Raw genomic sequence first — 20,309 nt, 5'->3', positions numbered from 1 at the left:
TTCATGGAATTGCTTTCCCTGCACGCAAATATAAGTAATGTCCCTATATGGGATTACGTACATTTAAAACTTAATATTTTTTTGCAACTAAAAAGGCAGATCGTCTGCTGGTTCGTTCAGTGAAGGGGGGATTTCCAGTCCCGGAAAACTTTCTCCACTGCCTGAACCCGTACTGCTATGGTGAGGTATGGGGTGATCTTGGTTGTTGAGGTCCATGCGTTTATCCAGCATAACCAGGTTATCTCCTACAACTTCGGTGGCAAATTTCTTATTGCCTTCTTTGTCTTCCCAGCTGCGGGTGCGCAAGCGGCCTTCAATGTAAACAAGACTACCTTTGTGCAGGTATTTCTGCGCCAGTTCGGCCAGTCCCCGCCATAGCACCACCGTATGCCATTCTGTTTGTGAAATGAGCTTGCCGGCTCTGTCTTTGAACGTTTCAGTGGTAGCCAGTGAAAATTTGGCTACTGCGATATTTCCTTCCAGAAACTGTACATCCGGATCTCTGCCCAAATTGCCTATCAGGATTACTTTATTAACACCTCTCATAGTTGTAGGTTTTTTTAGTCTATTGTTAAAAAGTTCTTCTTTTAATAAATAAACAACCTTCTTAAAGTTAATATTTTTTTCCAATCGATAGGGAAAAATTTCTTACTGGCAGCAGGTTAAGCCGGATTTCGTTACCGGGCACTATTCCTGAAGTGGCTTAACACTTAATGTATATTTTTATTCTCTATGCGTGCTCATTAGAATAATTGCAGGTGATTACTTTCCAGAAAGGTTGTGATGGTCTTTGGAAAAGCGTAGTTATTCAGGCTGCTGCGGGGCACCAGGGTATACCCCGGGATAGCCGGCGCCTTCTTCACCGTGATGCTGATAAACTGGCTGTGTATGGTTTGATGGGTGAGTTGTTGTTTAAACGGAGCCGACACCCGGTCTATTTCAAAAGGCGTTTTCCCCAGGATGGGGTCAAAGGCTCCCGACGATTGCAGTGCCGTGATGTCTGAAGGGCCTGCTGTTTCGATGAGTACAAACTCATGCAGGTTCTGCCAGATATCGCTGTCTGTTCTCTTACGGATATATATATCTTCCTTATAGTGAACAAGGAGATAATTGAAATATCTTTTTTTGATCAGGAGTTTTTTTGTTTTTACCGGGAGATGTGGAACGAGTTGTTCATGCAGGGCCACGCACTTTTTGCGGAGCACACATTCCCCGCAAAGAGGTTGCTGAGGCTTGCATACCACTGCGCCAAAGTCCATGATACTCTGGTTGTATTCGGCAGAGAGGCTCTGTGGCAGCAGTTCCTGGGCGAGGGTGCCGAATTGCTTTTTTCCGGCGGTGCTGTCGATAGGCGTTTCGATTCCAAAATAGCGGGAGAGGACCCTGAAAACGTTGCCATCAAGCACGGCGTAGGGAAGATTGAAGGCAAAGGAGGCGATGGCGGCGGCTGTATAAGAGCCTATTCCTTTGAGCGCTTTGATCTGTTCATACTGGTCGGGGAACTTACCTTGATAGATAACCGTAATTTCCCGGGCGGCTGCCAACATATTTTTACAACGGGCATAATACCCTAATCCCTGCCATAAACGGAACACTTCTTCATCTGGTGCGGCAGCCAGTTTTTTAACAGTGGGATAGTGCTGAATGAATCTTTCATAGTACGGCCAGCCTTGCTCCACGCGGGTTTGCTGGAGAATGATTTCAGACAGCCAGATCCGGTAGGGATTTTTTTCACCCTTCCAGGGCATGTTGCGGGTATTCGTTTCCCGGTTCCATTCCAGTAATTTTTCGGTAAAAAATTGTCGGGGTGATATCATTTATATATTATTTTAATAAAATTATTTAGTATATTGATATGGCAAATGCTGTACAAAAACCCTATAAGGTACAACGGATACCCATTTCCGGGCCTGCAAATAAATATAATTTATCGCCAATACCAGTTATAAGAAAAAATGATAAAATTTATTTGCTTAAAATTCAGCAATTAGAATTTTTAAATTAACTTTGAGAGTAAAGTAATCCTCTCGCTTTCATATGAGAAAAGCTGATTTAATTAACAACATTGCTGAAAAAACCGGCATCCCCAAAGTTGATGTGTTAGTCACACTTGAGGCCATGTTTAAAGAGGTGAAAGAAGCTCTTGCTAACGGAGAACACATTTATATCCGTGGGTTTGGAAGTTTTATCACAAAAAAACGGGCCGCCAAGATTGGGCGTAACATCAAGAAGAACGTAGCTGTGGAGATCCCCGAGCACTTTATTCCGGCATTTAAACCTTCGAAAGAATTTGTTGCTGAAGTAAAGAAGCTCAAAAGTTCTTAATTTTGCAGCCTAATAATTTAGGCGATGCAAAAATCACAAGTTCTTCTGGTGGGTGCTGCGGTAGCACTATTGGTGATATTATTCGCCTTTGGCCGTACTGTGCCCCGGTCGGAAAAGAAACCTATGTCATCTGCCGCCCCTATGCAGGGGGGACAGGATGTAGCACCTATTGCCTTCTCTGAACTGCTGGAAACCGCAAAAGGGAAAATTCCTGCTGAAAAACTTTTACAGGTAAATACCATTGAAACAAATGTTGTCCGCGGGGATGTGAAAACCCAACAGATAGCCGCGTACCATCAATTGTACAACACCTGGGACAGCCTCAACCAGCTGCCCGTAGCCGCATATTATCTTGGCGAAGCCGCTAAGTTGGAAAATTCCGAAAAAAGCCTCACCTTTGCAGCCAATTTATTTTTGGCCCACTTGCAACATGCAGAAGATCCGCGTGTAGCAAAATGGGAAGCCCAGCAGGCAATTACTTTGTTTGATCAGGCAATACAATTGAACCCGGCAAATGATACGCTGAAAATATCACAGGCTATGGTGTACATGAACACCGGTGAACCTATGACCGGCGTAGCCAAGCTGAGAGAAGTCGTTGCAGCACACCCTGATAATATCGACGCACAGGTTACTTTAGCTAACCTTGCTATTACATCAGGTCAGTACGATAAAGCTATCGAAAGACTGGAAGGCGTTGCGAAGAACCACCCGGATAATGCAAAAGTGTTATTTGTGCTGGCAGAATCGTACCGGAGCAAGGGAGACAAGAAGAAAGCGATTGAACTGTTTGAAAAAAGCAAACAACTCATGACCGATCCGGAACTGAAGAAAGAAGTAGATAGTTACATTAAAAGTATTCAATAATATTATTTTTCAATCATTTAAAAAAGTATCAGCGTATGCCTTGCGGTAAGAAAAGAAAAAGACATAAAATTGCCACTCACAAGCGTAAAAAAAGACTGAGAAAGAACCGGCATAAAAGTAAGAAGAAATAATTACTCCAGTTTCCCGCCATTTATACTAACAAGGTATGCTCCCGGCGCGGTGGTCGGATAAAAATTTTCATATATCCTGCATGATTCTAGCATTTACTTCTTAAATTGCTATAGTCATGCAGGTTGTTTCCATAGATCCCGCAATTGAATTCTCCGGACATTACCTGCAGTGATCGCTGAACCCTTAAGCAATCCATTCATCACGAACGTGAAGAAATACGCTAACTTTATAGGTGAGCTATTGTTTTGGTATGCAGTAAGCTGTTCTTAAATAGCCGTGTGCATAGCATAAAGGTGAAGTTTTAAAGGTTAAAATTTTGGACGCTTGAATAAGGAACTTATTATAAATGCGGCTCCCACAGGGGTGGAAATTGCGTTACTGGAAGATAAGAAGCTAGTGGAGTTACATCACGAAAGTGGCAATCCTAACTTCTCAGTAGGCGATTTGTACCTGGGTAAGGTGAAAAAGCTGATACCCGGCTTAAATGCTGCATTTGTCGACGTAGGCTTTGAAAAAGATGCCTTTTTACATTACACGGATCTCAGCCCCTATATCCGCTCCATTCTTAAATTTACTTCAATGGCCATCAGCGATAAAACGCCCGATGGATTTGATTTTACCAAATTTAAAAATGAACCGGAGATAGTCAAGACCGGTAAAATTACGGATGTACTGGGCGGCAAACCCAATATCCTCGTACAAATTCTGAAAGAACCCATTTCTTCTAAAGGCCCACGCCTTAGCTGCGAAATTTCTTTACCCGGAAGATTTATAGTGTTAACACCCTTTAATGATATTGTTGCGGTTTCTAAAAAAATCCACTCCTCCGAAGAAAGAAAAAGATTGCAGAAAATCGTGGAAGCCATCAAAACGCCCAACTTTGGCGTTATTGTACGCACCGCCGCTGAAGGAAAGAAAACTGCAGAATTACACGAAGATCTGACCACCCTCGTTCAAACCTGGAAAAATATCCAGGCAAATCTCAGTGGAGGCGTTGCCCCGCAAAAGATCCTGAGCGAGCAAACCAAAACTGCCAGCATCCTCCGTGACCTGCTCAATGAGAGCTTTAACCGCATCGTTGTAAACGATAAAAATATCTACACTGACACCAAAACGTACATCCAGAAGATTGCGCCGGAAAAGTCTGATATCGTTAACTATTACAACAACGGTTCCCCCATATTCGACAACTTCGGGATTACCCGGCAGGTGAAAGCCTCCTTCGGTAAAACCGTGAATCTCGACAGCGGGGTATACCTCATCATTGAAGCCACAGAAGCCCTGCACGTTGTAGACGTGAACAGCGGATACAAAAGCTCCAGCAACAACCAGGAACAAAATGCCCTCGCATCCAACCTGGAAGCCGCTGCTGAAATTGCCCGGCAATTAAGACTGCGTGATCTGGGTGGTATCATTATCATTGACTTCATTGATATGAAACTGCCGGAAAACAAGAAAGCCATCTTTGAAGCTATGGAGAAATTCATGGCCCAGGACAGAGCTAAACACACCATCCTGCCCATCTCGAAGTTTGGACTCATGCAAATTACCCGCCAACGGGTAAAACCTGAGATCACCATCTCCGTGGCAGAAGATTGTCCTACCTGCAGAGGAACCGGCAAAATCGGTGCATCCATGCTGATCCTCGAAGACATCGAAAAGAACCTGCAATACCTGCTCAATCACCAACACAAAGGTCTTACCATCCGCGTTCACCCTATATTGCATGCCTTCCTTACCAAAGGATTCCTGGCATCCAAACAATGGAAATGGTACTTCCAATATAAGAAATGGATAAAACTCAAAGCTGACTCCAATTACCATCTTACTGAATATCGCTTCTTTGACGCTAACGACGAAGAAATTAAATTATAAAAGAAAAGGTCCTGGTTTAACCAGGACCTTTTCTTTTTAATATCTGTAATCATCACGGGCAGGACTAAAACTGTCGATGATCTTACAATCCTCCAGCGCACGCCCGCCATGCGGCGTATCCGGCGGAATCACCAGTGTATCATGCTGCTTCAGCGTATACTTCCGGCCATCAAGGCTCATCTCAAACACACCTTCCGCTATATAAGTGATCTGCTCATGCGGATGCTGATGTACCGGCGATTCAAATCCCGCCTTTATCTCCCAGAAAGCCAACGTACTCTTACTGCCATGCACAAACCGGCCATAATGCCCGGCAATCGTATTTTTTACAGGAATAGTATCCAAAAGGAGCAGGTTTGTTCATTTTTATATCTTTTAGATATTAAATATAGCTGATACACCAGATTTTAACAACGGTCTGAAGCGATAAGTATATATATTTCATACATTTACCACATAATACCCTTCCAATCCCAACAGTTTGATTGTCATGTTTGTTTTAAGTAAATAATTCAACATCCATTACGCTTATGACTATACGTTTTTACTCCTCACTGGCCTTACTGACACTGATTATTTTTGCTGCCTGTCAGCAGCAGGGCGGCTCCCGGAAAAAAACAAAAGCTAGAGATACCACTCACTATACCAAACAGGAGTATATTGAACAAACTATCGACAGCAACTATGTAAATAATTTCCTGCAGTCACATACCTCGTATGACGCCTATGACGAATATATCCGCAACTTTTACCGTAAACGCGATTACCATTTTGCCTGGATCAATAAAGATGGTCTTACTGAACAGGCAGGTAACTTCATCAACATGATGAAGAATGACGCGGCCTATGGTATTAAAGACAGCAGCCTGATGAACCCTGATCTGCAGCGGCTTACAGATACCCTGCTGGTAAGTGATGTGGGCCTGAAACCCGGCGATACCGCTATTCCCCGCATTGAAATGCTGCTTACCGCGCAATTCTTTGCTTATGGAAATAAAGTATGGGGCGGACTTACCGCTGATTCCGCCAAAGACCTGGAATGGTTTATCCCCCGCAAGAAAATTGATATGGAGAGCCTGCTGGATTCTATGGTGAATAAAAAGACGAATGCTTTTGAAGATGATGAACCGGTAAACAGGCACTATATCATGCTGCGTCAGCAACTGAAAAAACTGGCGCAGATCGAATCTTCCACCAAATGGGATTCCATCCGCACCACCCAGAAGAGTTTCAAAAAAGGAGATTCTTCTGAAGTAATTGCGGCAGTGAAAACCAGGCTGGAAGCCTATGGCGACCTGAAAGGAACCGATACCAGCCGTCAGTTCACAGTAGCGCTGGATTCTGCGCTGCGTAATTTCCAGCTGAGGATGGGACTGAAAGAAGATGGCCTCATCACCAAAGGCGTACTGGATGCACTGAATACGCCTGTACAGGATCGTATTCAAAAGATCCTGCTCAATATGGAACGTTTACGCTGGGTGCCCATAGAGCCTACCACGGATTATATCCTGGTAAATATCCCGCAGTTTAAAATGCATGTGTATGATAAAGGGAAATTATCGTGGAGCTGTAATGTGGTAGTGGGTAAGCCGGGCGCCAGCACGGTTATTTTCACAAAAGACCTGCGTTATGTAGTGTTCAGTCCTTACTGGAATGTACCTCCGGGTATCCTGGGCGGTGAAGTGCTGCCCGGCCTTAAACGTAGCGGCAGCGGGTATCTTGCCCGTCAGAATATGGAAATAGTGGGCGCCAGCGGTAAAGTTATTGCCCCGGGCTCTATCAATTTTGCGAGATATTCGGGAGCGAATTTTCCTTACATCGTAAGGCAGAAACCTGGAGGTAAAAACTCACTCGGCAAAGTGAAGTTCCTGTTCCCTAACGAGTATAACATTTACCTCCACGATACGCCTGCGCGTTACCTGTTTGGAGAAAACAAGCGTTCCTTCAGCCACGGCTGTATCAGGATTGCAGAGCCCAAGCACCTTGCAGAATGGCTGCTGCGTGGCGATTCATCCTGGACAGAAAAGAAAATTGATGACGCCATGAATGGCGGTAAAGAAAAGTTTGTAACGATAAAAGATAAAGTACCAGTTTTCATTGTGTACTTCACCGCCTTTGTAGATAGCGAGGGACGGCTGAATTTCAGGGATGACGTGTATGGCCACGATAAAAAACTGGCAGCCTCTTTATTTGGTAAATAATATGAAATACAGCGGAGGGAAGAACTTCTCTCTCCGCTGTATTGCTGTAAAATTAAGCCCCTACAGCGATTACAGAAATTTCTACGTTTACCCCTTTAGGTAACCCTGAAACCTCTACGGTTTCCCTGGCCGGGAAGTCGCTGGTGAAATAACTGCCATATACTTCGTTCACCTGCGGGAAAGTTTTCATATCTGTTATAAAGATGGTGGTTTTTACGATGTGCTCAAACCCCAGCCCGGCAGCAGTAAGAACGGCCTGTAAATTCCTCATTGCCTGATGGGTTTCATCCACAATACCGGATTTGATCAACTCGCCGGAAACGGGATCCAGGGCTATCTGGCCGGATACATACAGGGTATTACCTGCTTTCACTGATTGGTTATAAGGCCCTATAGGAGCGGGCGCATTGTTGGTGTTAATGATTTGCTTTTCCATGAAAACGAAAGTAAATAATAATTGAGAACGCACCAATGTATGCGGAGCAGATGCATTATAATTAGTGATTCTTTATTAGGTTTGCCGAAATTTAACGCATGAATATCCTGGTAATAGCAGATGCACAGCGCTTTGATGAATTGCAGGAGAAGGGAATGGCGAAGCATCATGATGTACAATGGAAAACAAGCCTGGAAGAGGTATTATCTCTCAAAGCGTTTGACCTGGTACTGGATCTTATTTTCGACGACCGGCCGGATCATGCGATGGTGTATGCAAAAAATCCGGGAATCCCGGTGCTGGCAGGGATAGTGAAAACGTCTTTGACCGAAATCATCGGCCAGTACGCGTTTGAGCAGGGATTCAATATCATGGGCTGCAACTTTCTGACCGGGCTGGTGAATATGCCGGTACTGGAAGTAACAGTGCTGGATGAAGGACAAAAGGAAACGCTGGATACCCTCATGTATAAACTGGGCTGGGAATACCTGCTGGTAGCGGATGCTGTAGGACTGGTAACGCCGCGGGTGATATGCATGATCATTAACGAAGCTTTTCTTACGGCGCAGGAAGGCACTGCAACACCGGAGGATATTGATACTTCCATGCGTTTAGGCACCAACTATCCTTACGGGCCTTTCGAATGGAGCGAACGGATAGGCATAAAGCAGGTGTATGAAGTATTAAAGGCGGTACATGATGCAACCGGCGACGACCGGTACCAGGTAGCAGCCTCATTACAAACAGCCTACGAAGCGATTTAATTTTTTACATGGCACTTATACTGAATATAGATACCGCAACAACAACAGGCTCTGTAAGCCTTTCCCGCGATGGACAGGTGATTCAAACACTGGTGAACGAAAAGCAGCAGGACCATGCAGCCACTATGATCGTGTTTGTTCAGCAGATACTAAAGGAGCAGGGCATTGTTCCTGCGCAGCTGGATGCGGTAGCAGTAAGTGCCGGACCGGGTTCCTATACCGGGCTACGTGTAGGCGTGGCTACTGCCAAAGGATTATGTTATGCCTGGAGTAAGCCGCTGCTGGCCATTTCCACGCTTCAGATGATGGCGCAGGGTTTAATCTCCGAAGTAAAAAATGAACAGGCGTTATATTGTCCTATGCTGGATGCCCGCAGGCAGGAAGTGTTTATGGGCTTGTATGATGCCCGCTTACAGGAGATCATGCCGCCACAGGCAATGATCCTGGAGCCAAATTCTCTTGATGAACAGTTGGCGGCGCACCAGATCTACTTCTTCGGGGATGGCAGCCCCAAATGGCAACTAATGATATCTTCACACAAAAACGCTATTTTTGCAGAATATGTGATAAGTGCTGCACATATGGCGCCTTTGTCGGCGCAGGCATATGAAAAAAAGCTATTCGTTGACCTGGCTTATTTCAGTCCGTTCTACCTCAAGCCCTTTTATTCTTCTCAAAAGCCCTGACATATATCTTAGTTTTGTCATAGAATAGTCAAATTACATCTAATTTGCAAGTATCCGGGGCATATATATGATAAATTAAGGTATGGAAATTTTTTTTATTGTGATAGATATTATATTTTTGTATAAATCGATTACCGCAATTGTTGTCTAACTGTTTGCGAGTACTGTCCGTTGATCCCTTTCATTTCATCATTTTTTTAAAACTATTATGCGATGGAAAAAACATTATTAACTACCTCTTCTAATACTCTTATTATTTCTAGAGGTACCAATGAAAAAGACCAGATCAAATTGGATTACATTGCCGTAAAGAAAGCTGCTATGGTTTTACGTGCTATCAACCATAAGCTGCGCCAGCAGATGATTAAGCTGCTGGAAGATCACAAGAAAATGACCGTGACGGAGATTTACGTGAAATTGCGTCTGGAACAATCGGTAGCATCGCAACATCTCGCCATATTAAGGCGTGCTGGCATTGTAATTACAGAAAGAGATGGTAAGTTTATTCACTACACCATCAACAAGCAACGTATTGCTGAAGTGGCGAAGTTTGTGGAAGAACTTGTTGGTTAAAAGCATTGATCCGTGTATCACTACGGAAAGTATTATATAAAAAAGTAGCCATACGGCTACTTTTTTATTTTGGTATAGATTTTATCCATAAGTGTACAGCCTCAGAAGTTGTAAATTTGTAAAAATCAAAAACCATGTACGTAAAACAATTGTACACCAGCTGTTTGTCGGAAGCGGCATACTTCATAGAATCCAACGGGGTCGCGGTAGTGATTGACCCGTTGCGTGATATTGAAGTATACCTGGATCTGGCAAGAGAACGCAACGCTACCATTAAATACATCTTTGAAACTCATTTTCACGCTGACTTTGTTTCGGGACACCTGGAACTGGCAGAAGCTACCGGCGCAAAAATCGTATATGGCCCGGACGCTGAAACCAGCTTTGATTCCTATATAGCAAAAGATGATGAAGTATTTGAGATCGGCGCAGTAACCCTTAAAGTGCTGCACACACCCGGGCATACCCTGGAATCTTCCTGTTACCTGTTATCAGACGAACAGCAACAGCCGTACGCCGTATTTACCGGAGATACCTTATTCGTTGGAGATGTAGGCCGCCCCGATCTTTTCAGCGGCAACCTCACCAAAGAAGAACTGGCCGGATACCTGTTCGATTCGCTCAACAACCGGATTAAAACATTACCGGATGCCGTAATCGTATACCCCGCACACGGCCCCGGCTCCGCTTGCGGCAAAAACCTGGGACCAAATACCTACAGCACCATCGGTGAGGAAAAAGCCACCAACTACGCATTACTGGCTACAGATAAAGATAAATTTATAGAAGAAGTGACCAGCGGTTTAGCTACACCGCCATCTTATTTCCCTATCAACGCAAAAATAAACAAGGAAGGATACGATGCGTTGAAAGCGGTAATGGAAAAGGCTATGCAGCCACTTTCCCCTGCTGAATTCAAAGCAAAAGGTAAAGCAGGAGCACTGATTCTCGATACACGTCCGGCTACTGAATTTGGCGACGGATATGTACCCGGCGCTATCAGCATAGGTTTGGAAGGACGCTTTGCGGAATGGGCCGGCAGCCTCCTGCCGTTTGACCAGGACATTATCCTGGTTACCCCTATCGGTAAAGAAGAAGAAACCGTGGTAAGAATGGCACGTGTAGGTTTTGATAACGTTGTCGGCTATCTGAATGGTGGCTACCCTGCATGGGAAGCAGCCGGCGAAGCAAAAGATATGATCATCACCGTAGAAGCAGACGAACTGGCAATGGACATTCCGCATGATCCGAACCTGGTGATCATCGACGTTCGTAAGCCTATCGAATTTGCTGATGGCCACATCAAAAATGCGCTTAACATTACCCTCGGTGATATGATGGACCCGGGAAAATTAGCAGACCTGGAAGATAACCACAACCTGTATGTACATTGCCAGGGTGGTTACCGCAGCATCATTGCCTGCTCTATCATGAAAAGAGAAGGGATCCACAATTTGCGTAACATAGAAGGCGGTTTCGCTAAAATGAAGGACCAGAAAGGATTACAGGTAGTTCAGGAAAAAACAGTACTGAACTAATTTCCGCTATATTTTTAAACGGGAGCGATAAAAAGAAGTATGATCTTCTTCTTATCGCTCCCGTTTTCTTTTGGCTATTCCCCGCGTATTTGTTAACTTCTTGCTACAAAATTGTTTAGGCATGACAATCAAAACCCTGGCAATAGCCTTGCTGATGTTTATGAACATGCTGATGTTCGCCTGTAAACCTTCGGATGCGGAGTTAAAAGAAGAGGTGAATGAAAAGCTGAGTAACATTCCCGGTATCACCGCAGATGTGAAGAACGGGGTAGTGATGCTTAGTGGTGAGGTGAGCGATGAAGTGGCCAAATCGGCCGCTGAAGACGCGTTAAAAGGATTGAAAGGAGTGAAGTCGGTACAGGATAATATTACCGTAAAAACAGCCGTAGCAGCCCCGCCTGCCCAGCCGGCATCGCCTGCCCCGGCAGCGCCCAATACTGACGATATCCTGAAACACTCGCTCGATTCTGTGTACGCTGCCCGGAAATTTAACAACGTTAGGGTTACTGTTTCAAACGGGGAAATCACCCTCGACGGAATGGTGAAAAAGAAAAACGTTCGTAGTATGCTGCAGATAGCACAACAGTTCTCCGCAAAAAAAATAACGAATAACGTACAGGTTAAATAAAATAGTGTGGTAAAAGCATGAAGCAACACAGGAGATAATGAGGTATCCATCTCCTGTAAAAAAACTATTTTTTACTTCCCTTTATATTCATGTTTCCAGCGCCGGTGGCTCCACACCCATACTTCAGGCTGCTCATGAATATTTTTTTCGAGATATTTTACAAAAGCTTCTGTGATAGCGCCATCGGGCTCCTGTTGCGGATTTTCAAAGGCCAGCTTCAGGGAAGCATGATAATAACCCCTTTTTACCTTACGGATGTCCACAAACACTACGGGGATATTGCTTCTCTTAGCGCCCATTTCCGGGCCTTTGTAGAACGGCGTCATTTTATTGAGGAAGGGATACCAGTAGCAGCTGCGCGGGTTTCCGGGATTCTGATCTGCCACCAGCGCAATTAAATATTGTTTGTTGGTCCATGCCCGCATACTGTTGCCCATATCGTTTGCAGGAATGAGGATAGTGCCGAATTTTTCCCTGAAATGACGGAACATCCGGTCGGCCGGCCTGCTCGTAAGCGGCATATATACTACCAGGAATGGAAATGCCACGCCCTGCATACAAAACAGGTTTGCCCACTCCCAGTTAAAGTTATGCCCGAGGTGTAACTGGCAGCTTTTACCCTGTGCATATAATTCATGCAATACCGTAAGGTCGCACTGGAAGCGCTTTTGCAGCTGTGCTTTGCTCATGGTAAGCAGTTTGATGGTTTCCACCATCATATCGGTAAGGTTGTGATAATATTTTTTAGCAAGAAGGGTGAGTTCTTCCTTTGACTTATCCGGAAAGGCCTGGGTAAGATTCTCCATCACTACTTTCCTGCGATATCCGATCACATAGTACACCAGCACGTATAATACGTCGCTGATGAAGTAAAGTACCGGGAATGGCAATATGGAAAGGCTATAGCAAAAAGCAAGCAGCAGATAATACATATTCCTGATTGTTGTAAATCCAACGCAAAGGTAATGAAAGACAGCCGTTTAGCTTACAGTACAATGTTTTGTACCAGTTCGCTCTTAAACGGATAATCGGTGTTGAAATGAAGTCCCCTGCTTTCTTTGCGGAAGGCGGCGCCTTTTACGATCAGGTATCCTGCCGTAATGAGGTTACGCAGTTCGCATAATTGCGGCGATACCATTGTTTTTTCGTAGAGGTCTTCCGTTTCTTCATGCAGGATATCCATCCTCCGGAGGGCGCGTTGCAAACGTACGTCTGTTCTTACAATCCCTACGTAATCGCTCATGATCTGCTTCAGCTCTTTCAAACTTTGGGTGATCAGGATCATTTCTTTGGGTGCGCTGGTGCCGGTGGCATCCCAGTCGGGTACATTTTCTTTGAACTCCAGTAAATCTATTTTGCTCGTGGCATCCATAAAGCAGCGATGGGCAAACACCATTGCTTCCAGCAGTGAGTTGGATGCAAGACGGTTGGCGCCATGAAGCCCGGTGCTGGCGCATTCGCCACAGGCATACAAGTTACGGATAGAGGTGAGACCCCATTCATTGGTTTTAATACCGCCACAGCTGTAATGCGCGGCAGGCGATACCGGGATCATCTGATGGGCCACATCAATTCCTGCGGCCTTACAGGTTTCATAGATATTGGGGAAATGATGAATAAACTTCTCCAGGTCCATGTGCCGGCAATCGAGGTATACATGTTCTGTACCGGTGATCTTCATTTCACTGTCGATGGCGCGGGCCACAATATCGCGCGGAGCCAGCGACAGGCGTGGATCGTATTTGTGCATAAAGTCTTCCCCGTGAATATTCCGCAGAATACCGCCATCGCCTCTTACTGCCTCGGTGATGAGGAAGGAAGGGCTTACACCTGGCTGGTAGAGGGCTGTAGGGTGAAACTGGATGAACTCCATGTTTTCGATACGGCCCTTTGCGCGGTACACCATTGCCACGCCATCGCCGGTAGCGATGTTGGGATTGGTGGTACTGCGGTATACCTGGCCATTGCCACCGGTAGCCAGCAGCGTTACTTTAGACAGGATCTTTTCTATTTTATTGGTAGCGAGGTTGAGTACATACACCCCGTAGCATTCTATATCGGGCGTGGATTTGGTGACCAGGTAGCCCAGGTGGTGCTGGGTGATGAGATCTACCACGAAGCAATGTGTGACCAGTTCTATATTTGGACGTTGGTGGATGGCCTCCAGCAGCGCGCGTTCAATTTCTTTGCCGGTAACATCCTTGTGGTGGATCACCCTGAAAACGGAGTGCCCGCCTTCGCGGCCGAGAGAGAAATCGCCATCGGCGTTTTTGTCGAAGTTGGCGCCCCATTCAATGATCTCGTTCACTCTTTCCGGCCCTTCGGTTACCACGATCTTTACTATCTGTTCGTTACAGAGCCCGTCGCCCGCGATGAGCGTATCTTCTATATGTTTCTCGAAACTGTCATTCTCCAGGTCATTTACCACCGCAACGCCGCCCTGGGCGTATTTGGTGTTGGTTTCATCCTCCCGGCTTTTTGTGATGACGGTGATCTTTTTATCCGGACACTGTTGTGACACCTTGAGCGCATAAGTGAGCCCTGCAATTCCTGAACCGATGACAAGAAAGTCTGTTTGCTGCATAGTTAGACAAAAGTAAGAATTACCTGCTAATTTTTACCCGGAAGTACTCCGTACTGCCATACACCAGTCCCCATTGCGCAAAACCATAGGTGAGCATCACCAGGATATCGCCACCGGGAAACGGATGATAGAATTTGCCCACTGCTATCATGGCATCTGAAATCACAAATAATATAGCGCCAGCCAGGGAATACCAGCCGGTAGGTTGCCGCCGGAAATGAAAGGCATGCAGTACGCATTGTACCAGGAAGAAAAGAGTGATTGAATACGCGATAACGGGTACGGCTAAACTGCCCAGGTAGGGCAGGAGGAAAAGAATAAAGAGGATAATGACAACAGCGTTGAGGAATATGTACGGATACCGGCACAGCGGTACCGGCAGATTGCTGTATCTTATTTTCAGGAAGAAGATACAATACATCACCTGTGCAATGAAAAAGCTGCCGAGGCCCGGCAGGAAAAGGTTTTCAAACAACAGCAGGTCATCTCCCAGGGAAGAAAAGAATAATGCCAGCAATAAAAAGATACGGAATGAACGGGGCATTTTTACATTGGTATACAACACATACACCGCCAGTAGAATCATCAGCAGCGGCTTGGTGGCATACCGGTATTCCTCCCTGCCAAAGGCAATCAACAGGATATCAGCCAATAGTACAAGAAAGTAAATAACCAAATGCTTTGGGCGGAACATGGAAAGGGATTGTATCAGTAATTTACAAATATTTCTGCTAAGTATTTAACAGGATATAAAACGTAGTGCCATTACCGTTAATGCCCGGACTGATCACTTTCAGCTGTCCGCCATGCATTTGTATGATTTGTTGAGACAGGCTCAGACCAATGCCGGACCCTTTCTTCTTGGTAGTAAAGAAAGGGATGAATATTTTGTTCATGGCGTCTTTATCAATACCAGGGCCGTTGTCTGTAATTTCAATGCATATCTGCTGGATGTTGTTAAGATACAGCTTCATGCTGATGGTCGCTTCCGGCGTATGTTCCAGTGCATCCATTGCATTTTTGACAAGGTTGATCAACACCATTTGCAACTGCGATATATCCGCATGGATCTCCATATTTTCGGCGTCTGTTTCTACGGAGAACCGGATGCCTGCCTGCTTCATATCTGCCTGGAACAGGCTGCTCACGGAGTTTACCAGAGTTCTTACATTAACCGTAGTAAACTGGGGTTGCGGCAGGGTGGTATAATCGCGGTAGGCATTTACAAAGTTCATGATGCCTTTGCTGCGGCTTTCCACTGTTTGCAGGGCTTCACGCAAGTCGGAGATTCCTTCCTGGTGTTGTGCGCCGGGAGCTATATCCAGGTCCACAATTTCCTGCATGGTACCAATCAGCGATACAATGGGCGTTACAGAATTCATGATTTCATGGCGCAATATTTTGGTAAGGTTTTGCCATGCTTCCAGTTCTTTTTTCTGCAGTTCCGAATGGATATTCTGGATGGAAATAAGTTTGATGAGCCGTCCCTGCAAACGTACGGTAGCAGCGTGAATAGACAGTTGTTGTTCCTGCCTTGTGGCATACAGTGTTTTATTGCCCGACGACAATTCCATCAGCAATTCCGACAGGCCCGGATGAACTGTCTTCAGCTCATGGATATTACGCAGCCGGTAGATGCCCATCAGGCGGAATGCCGCGGGGTTAATGAGTTCTATTTTGCCTTCTGCATCAAATGATAATACTCCAATGCTGATGTGCTGCACAATGGTATCGATATATTTCAGGTTAGCTTCTTTCTCTGCCCGGGTTTGCCGGAAGGCCTCCAGTACTTCGTTGAACTGGTGGTTGAGCATACTGAAACTTTTACCGAGTTTATTGTCGGCGCTGAAGCGGATGGAGAAATCTTCGTAGCGGATAGACTCGAGGAACAGGGTGAGTTTACGGTTAATCCGGTTGAGGTAATGATAGATACCGTACAGCTGTATTAATACCAGCGGGATCAGCAGGAATGTGAGTGGCTGCATACTGTGCATGAACAGCCAGATAGCGGCTGTGAGCGTGGCGGCCAGCAGGATAACCCGTAAGCTGATATTAATGCTGAAACGATTCATTGGAGCGCTTTTAGCTATTGGCTTTCAGTGATTATTTAACCGCTGAAAGCCAACGGCTATATGTTATATTTTTCCAGTCTTCTGTAAAGGGCGGCCCTGCTAAGTCCCAGTTCTTTGGCGGCTTCGGTGATGTTGCCGTTGCATTTTTTCATCGCCTGGGAAATGATGTTGCGTTCCATTTCTTCCAGGTTATAGCCGGTGTCCATTGCCTGATCGGCATTGTTGTTACTTTTCACAAACACATCTTTAGGCTGGAGTGTTTTTCCCTGTGAGAGGATCACGGCTCTTTCCAGTGCATGTTGCAGTTCGCGGATATTGCCGGGCCAGTCGTACCGCTGCAGTTGGGTGATGAGTGATTCGTGCATGCTGTTTACCGGGCGTTTATATTTATCGCGGTACAGTTGCAGGAAATGTTCTGCCAGCGGGATGATATCTTCCACGCGTTCACGCAGTGGCGGCAGGTGTATTTCGATGGTATTGATACGATAGAGCAGATCCTGTCTGAACAGGTGTTGCGCAGCCATGTGCGAGATGTTGCGGTTGGTGGCGCATATCAGTCTAACGTCGATGGGTATACTTTTATTGGAACCTACTTTTGTAACCGACCTGTTTTGCAGTACAGTAAGCAGTTTTGCCTGGAAGGGGATGGAGATGTTTCCTATTTCGTCCAGGAAGATGGTACCGCCGTTGGCTTCTTCAAAGCGGCCGGCGCGGTCTTCGCGGGCATCGGTGAAGGCGCCTTTTACGTGGCCGAACAGTTCACTTTCAAAGAGGGTTTCGCTGATGGCGCCGAGGTCTACGCTTACAAAGGGTTTGCTGCTCCGGTTCGACTGTGCATGTATCTGGCGGGCCAGCATATCTTTACCGGTACCATTTTCACCGAGGATGAGGATATTGGCATCCGTGGCGGCTACTTTGGATACGGTATCAAATACGGCCAGCATACCGGGGCTTTTACCGATTACCTGGTTGCCGGGATGATGTACCGCAGCAGGTGGTTTATCCTGTTGGGCTGCACGTTTGTTGTAGGCTGTTTGAATAGTGGCAAGAAGCTTTTCGTTTTCCCAGGGTTTGAGCACAAAATCAACTGCACCGGCCTTGATAGCCCTTACCGCCATTTCCACGTCGCCATAAGCAGTGAATAATACAACGGCCGTTTCTGGTTTTATATCCAGGATCCGATCGAGCCATTCAAAGCCTTCTTTTCCGCTGCTCAGGTCGCGCGTAAAGTTCATATCCAGCAGGATTACATCGTAATCGAAGTTGGATACGAGATAGGGTATTTTTTGCGGATTCTTCTCAAAATCAACCTGTTCGAAATGTCTTTTAAGTAACAGGCGGGCTGCACGTAAAACATCTACATCATCATCAACAATTAAAATCTTTCCTGGTTGCATGGTAGTCATATGCGAATGGTGAATAGGTGACAATATTAAACAAAGATTCTTTCAAACCCACAGCTAATTTCAGGAACTTTTAAAAGTGTCCGATTATGGACACCGCTTGTCCGGCAAAGGACGTTTTTTTAAACCATTTTTCCCTGAAAACGTTGCTGGTAAGCGGTTTTCAGCTTTGGCATGTGGATTGACTTTCTCCGGTCAGCAAACTTTTCGCTAAAAAACATGGACAGAAAATTAGAAAAGAAGTTTTGGAATAAAAAGCGCATCCTGATGATAGGTGGTGGCGCGGCAGTAGCAATGCTGCTGTTGTATACATTGCTTTTTGCGGATCACCGGGCCACCCTGAATGTAGAAAAGGACAAGATCACTATCTCTACAGTAAAGAAAGGAACCTTTGATGTATATATTGCCGTTACCGCTGTGGTAATGCCCCTGAAAACCATCCGCCTGGATGCCATTGAAGGCGGATATGTAAGCCGTAAGTACCTGGATGGAGGTAGTATGGTAAAGGAAGGCGACTCTATCCTGCGGCTGGATAACCAGCACATGATGATGGACTTTGTAAACCATGAAACAGAGATCTACCGTTTACGCAACGAACTGCAGAATACCCGCCTGAGTATCCGCCAGCAGGAATTTACCATGCAGCAAACCATTTCAGATATCGACGCTAAAATAGCCGCTGCACAGGATCTGTACGACCGGAACAAACAACTGGTAGAGGAGAAGATCGTTGCCCGCCAGGAGTTCAACAAAAACAAATTTGAACTGGAAGGACTCCTGCGTCAGAAAGATATCCAGCTGCAATCCCAGAAATACCAGCAGGACAATGCCAAAATGCAGATTACCCAGCTGGAGGGCACCCTGGCCAGAACCCAGCGCAACCTGGACCTGATGCGGGAAAACCTGAACAGCCTGATTGTTCGCGCCCCGGTATCCGGACAGCTCTCTTCCATCGACGTGGAAGTTGGTTCCAGCATCACCGCCGGCCAGAATATTGGCCAGATCGATGACCTAAACGGATTTAAATTACGCGCCGATATAGACGAACACTATGTTTCACAGGTATTTGCCGGGTTGAAAGCCACCTTTGAGTTCGATGGCAAATCTTACGAAATGCTGGTTACAAAGGTATATCCCGAAGTAAAAAGCGGCCGTTTCCAGGCCGATATGACCTTTGAAAAAAATACGCCGGAAGGCATCCGCCGTGGACAATCCTCTCCTATCCGCCTTGTATTGGGTAAGTCCGCAGAAGCCATCCTTTTACCGCTCGGCGGATTTTTCTCCGACACCGGTGGTAACTGGGTATATGTAGTGGATAAAAGCGGCAACCGCGCAGTAAAACGTAATATTTCGCTGGGCCGCAAAAATCCGCTATATTTTGAAGTACTGGAGGGCCTGCAGCCAGGCGACCAGGTGATCACTTCCTCTTATGAGAATTTCGGTAACAAAGATGTTTTATCCTTTTAGTTCATCCATTTTTTTATATAAACTAGCATTTAAAATAAATAACACTTATGATACGCACTGTTAACTTACAGAAGCTGTTTACAACAGAAGAGGTAGAAACCACTGCTCTCAATGGTATTAACATGGAAGTGCAGGATGGAGAATTTGTAGCGATCATGGGGCCCTCCGGTTGCGGCAAATCCACTTTGCTGAACATATTGGGTCTGCTGGATAACCCCAGCGATGGCGAGTATCACTTCTGGGATAAGGAAGTAGCGCGTATGAGTGAAAGACAAAGAGCACAGCTCCGCAAAGGTTCCATTGGTTTCGTGTTCCAGAGCTTTAACCTCATTGATGAGCTGACCGTTTTCGAGAATGTGGAATTGCCCCTGCTCTATCTGAAAGTTCCCGCCGCTGAAAGAAAAGTGAAGGTAGAAGAGGTGCTGGAACGCATGAACATTATGCACCGCCGCAACCACTTCCCGCAGCAGCTGTCCGGTGGTCAGCAACAAAGGGTAGCCATTGCCCGCGCCGTGGTAGCCAAGCCCAACCTGATACTGGCGGATGAGCCCACCGGTAACCTGGACTCTACCAACGGGGAAGAAGTAATGAAGTTGTTGCAGGAGCTGAACAACTCCGGTACCACCCTGATCATGGTAACACACTCCCCATATGATGCCGGGTTTGCACACCGTATTATCAACCTGTTTGATGGACGCGTGGTGACAGAGAATATCAAGGAGCAGTTTCATGTGTGATTTTTTCCGCCATTCTAAAAC

Annotated in this window: 20 protein-coding genes; 11 read left to right on the top strand and 9 right to left on the bottom strand. The window is 45.8% G+C overall.

The features are described from left to right. Positions 1 to 87 precede the first annotated feature (87 nt). Together V7S65_RS27680 and mutY are read right to left on the bottom strand one after the other, a co-directional pair. Positions 88 to 546 carry a single-stranded DNA-binding protein gene (locus tag V7S65_RS27680; protein ID WP_079471287.1) on the bottom strand — a complete coding sequence of 153 codons (459 nt, stop codon included), beginning with the start codon at positions 544 to 546 and terminating at the stop codon, positions 88 to 90. A gap of 197 nt (positions 547 to 743) precedes the next feature. Beyond that, entirely contained in the window at positions 744 to 1,817 is a 1,074-nt protein-coding gene (gene mutY, locus V7S65_RS27675; protein WP_336388892.1) for an A/G-specific adenine glycosylase, read from the bottom strand. Between the two features lie 220 nt (positions 1,818 to 2,037). On the opposite strand from mutY, the gene V7S65_RS27670 reads away from it, so the two are divergent. From V7S65_RS27670 to V7S65_RS27660, 3 genes are all read left to right on the top strand, one after another. Then, positions 2,038 to 2,325: an HU family DNA-binding protein gene (locus V7S65_RS27670; protein ID WP_073084475.1), complete on the top strand. Its 288-nt coding sequence runs from the start codon at positions 2,038 to 2,040 to the stop codon at positions 2,323 to 2,325. Positions 2,326 to 2,349: 24 nt separating this feature from the next. Next, positions 2,350 to 3,192 (top strand): tetratricopeptide repeat protein, encoded by an 843-nt coding sequence (locus V7S65_RS27665; RefSeq protein WP_079471284.1) that lies wholly within the window; start codon positions 2,350 to 2,352, stop codon positions 3,190 to 3,192. 456 nt (positions 3,193 to 3,648) lie between these two features. Continuing rightward, entirely contained in the window at positions 3,649 to 5,199 is a 1,551-nt protein-coding gene (locus V7S65_RS27660; protein WP_079471283.1) for an Rne/Rng family ribonuclease, read from the top strand. 36 nt (positions 5,200 to 5,235) lie between these two features. On the opposite strand, the gene V7S65_RS27655 is transcribed toward V7S65_RS27660, so the two are convergent. Then, on the bottom strand, positions 5,236 to 5,544 hold the full coding sequence (locus V7S65_RS27655; RefSeq protein ID WP_336388893.1) for a cupin domain-containing protein: 309 nt from the start codon (positions 5,542 to 5,544) through the stop codon (positions 5,236 to 5,238). 185 nt (positions 5,545 to 5,729) lie between these two features. On the opposite strand from V7S65_RS27655, the gene V7S65_RS27650 reads away from it, so the two are divergent. Then, entirely contained in the window at positions 5,730 to 7,400 is a 1,671-nt protein-coding gene (locus tag V7S65_RS27650; protein WP_336388894.1) for a L,D-transpeptidase family protein, read from the top strand. A 52-nt stretch (positions 7,401 to 7,452) separates the two neighbouring features. On the opposite strand, the gene V7S65_RS27645 is transcribed toward V7S65_RS27650, so the two are convergent. Then, entirely contained in the window at positions 7,453 to 7,836 is a 384-nt protein-coding gene (locus V7S65_RS27645; protein ID WP_336388895.1) for a RidA family protein, read from the bottom strand. A gap of 98 nt (positions 7,837 to 7,934) precedes the next feature. Between V7S65_RS27645 and V7S65_RS27640 the strand changes: the two genes are divergently transcribed. The 5 genes from V7S65_RS27640 (at position 7,935) to V7S65_RS27620 (ending at position 12,025) form a co-directional block, all read left to right on the top strand. After that, positions 7,935 to 8,600, top strand: coding sequence for a 3-hydroxyacyl-CoA dehydrogenase family protein (locus V7S65_RS27640; protein ID WP_079471278.1), 666 nt, complete (start codon positions 7,935 to 7,937; stop codon positions 8,598 to 8,600). 8 nt (positions 8,601 to 8,608) lie between these two features. After that, positions 8,609 to 9,286 (top strand): tRNA (adenosine(37)-N6)-threonylcarbamoyltransferase complex dimerization subunit type 1 TsaB, encoded by a 678-nt coding sequence (gene tsaB, locus V7S65_RS27635; protein WP_336388896.1) that lies wholly within the window; start codon positions 8,609 to 8,611, stop codon positions 9,284 to 9,286. 213 nt (positions 9,287 to 9,499) lie between these two features. Continuing rightward, the gene (locus V7S65_RS27630; protein ID WP_012788619.1) at positions 9,500 to 9,859 is read left to right on the top strand and encodes an ArsR/SmtB family transcription factor; all 360 of its coding nucleotides are present in this window, start codon (positions 9,500 to 9,502) and stop codon (positions 9,857 to 9,859) included. Between the two features lie 134 nt (positions 9,860 to 9,993). Further along, the gene (locus V7S65_RS27625; protein ID WP_336388897.1) at positions 9,994 to 11,397 is read left to right on the top strand and encodes an MBL fold metallo-hydrolase; all 1,404 of its coding nucleotides are present in this window, start codon (positions 9,994 to 9,996) and stop codon (positions 11,395 to 11,397) included. A gap of 121 nt (positions 11,398 to 11,518) precedes the next feature. Further along, the gene (locus V7S65_RS27620; protein WP_111577321.1) at positions 11,519 to 12,025 is read left to right on the top strand and encodes a BON domain-containing protein; all 507 of its coding nucleotides are present in this window, start codon (positions 11,519 to 11,521) and stop codon (positions 12,023 to 12,025) included. A gap of 71 nt (positions 12,026 to 12,096) precedes the next feature. Here V7S65_RS27620 and V7S65_RS27615 read toward each other — a convergent pair whose 3' ends face one another. The 5 genes from V7S65_RS27615 to V7S65_RS27595 form a co-directional block, all read right to left on the bottom strand. Then, on the bottom strand, positions 12,097 to 12,957 hold the full coding sequence (locus V7S65_RS27615; protein ID WP_079471272.1) for a lysophospholipid acyltransferase family protein: 861 nt from the start codon (positions 12,955 to 12,957) through the stop codon (positions 12,097 to 12,099). A 53-nt stretch (positions 12,958 to 13,010) separates the two neighbouring features. Then, the gene (gene nadB / locus V7S65_RS27610) at positions 13,011 to 14,609 is read right to left on the bottom strand and encodes an L-aspartate oxidase (RefSeq protein ID WP_079471271.1); all 1,599 of its coding nucleotides are present in this window, start codon (positions 14,607 to 14,609) and stop codon (positions 13,011 to 13,013) included. Between the two features lie 19 nt (positions 14,610 to 14,628). After that, on the bottom strand, positions 14,629 to 15,261 hold the full coding sequence (locus V7S65_RS27605; protein WP_310219690.1) for a lysoplasmalogenase: 633 nt from the start codon (positions 15,259 to 15,261) through the stop codon (positions 14,629 to 14,631). Between the two features lie 79 nt (positions 15,262 to 15,340). Further along, positions 15,341 to 16,681 carry a sensor histidine kinase gene (locus V7S65_RS27600; RefSeq protein WP_111577324.1) on the bottom strand — a complete coding sequence of 447 codons (1,341 nt, stop codon included), beginning with the start codon at positions 16,679 to 16,681 and terminating at the stop codon, positions 15,341 to 15,343. 56 nt (positions 16,682 to 16,737) lie between these two features. Continuing rightward, complete coding sequence (locus V7S65_RS27595; RefSeq protein ID WP_079471268.1) at positions 16,738 to 18,087, bottom strand: sigma-54-dependent transcriptional regulator; 1,350 nt, start codon at positions 18,085 to 18,087, stop codon at positions 16,738 to 16,740. 216 nt (positions 18,088 to 18,303) lie between these two features. Here V7S65_RS27595 and V7S65_RS27590 point away from each other — a divergent pair, with 216 nt between their 5' ends. Together V7S65_RS27590 and V7S65_RS27585 are read left to right on the top strand one after the other, a co-directional pair. After that, positions 18,304 to 19,551, top strand: a complete 1,248-nt coding sequence (locus V7S65_RS27590; RefSeq protein ID WP_079471267.1) for an efflux RND transporter periplasmic adaptor subunit — start codon at positions 18,304 to 18,306, stop codon at positions 19,549 to 19,551. Between the two features lie 47 nt (positions 19,552 to 19,598). After that, positions 19,599 to 20,288 carry an ABC transporter ATP-binding protein gene (locus tag V7S65_RS27585; protein ID WP_079471266.1) on the top strand — a complete coding sequence of 230 codons (690 nt, stop codon included), beginning with the start codon at positions 19,599 to 19,601 and terminating at the stop codon, positions 20,286 to 20,288. Positions 20,289 to 20,309 lie beyond the last annotated feature (21 nt).

This window comes from Chitinophaga sp. CCNWYY40 (assembly GCF_037483205.1).
GTDB lineage: Bacteria > Bacteroidota > Bacteroidia > Chitinophagales > Chitinophagaceae > Chitinophaga > Chitinophaga ginsengisegetis.
The sequence above is the reverse complement of the archived record's forward strand: the minus strand, read 5'-3'. Positions and strand labels throughout refer to the sequence as shown.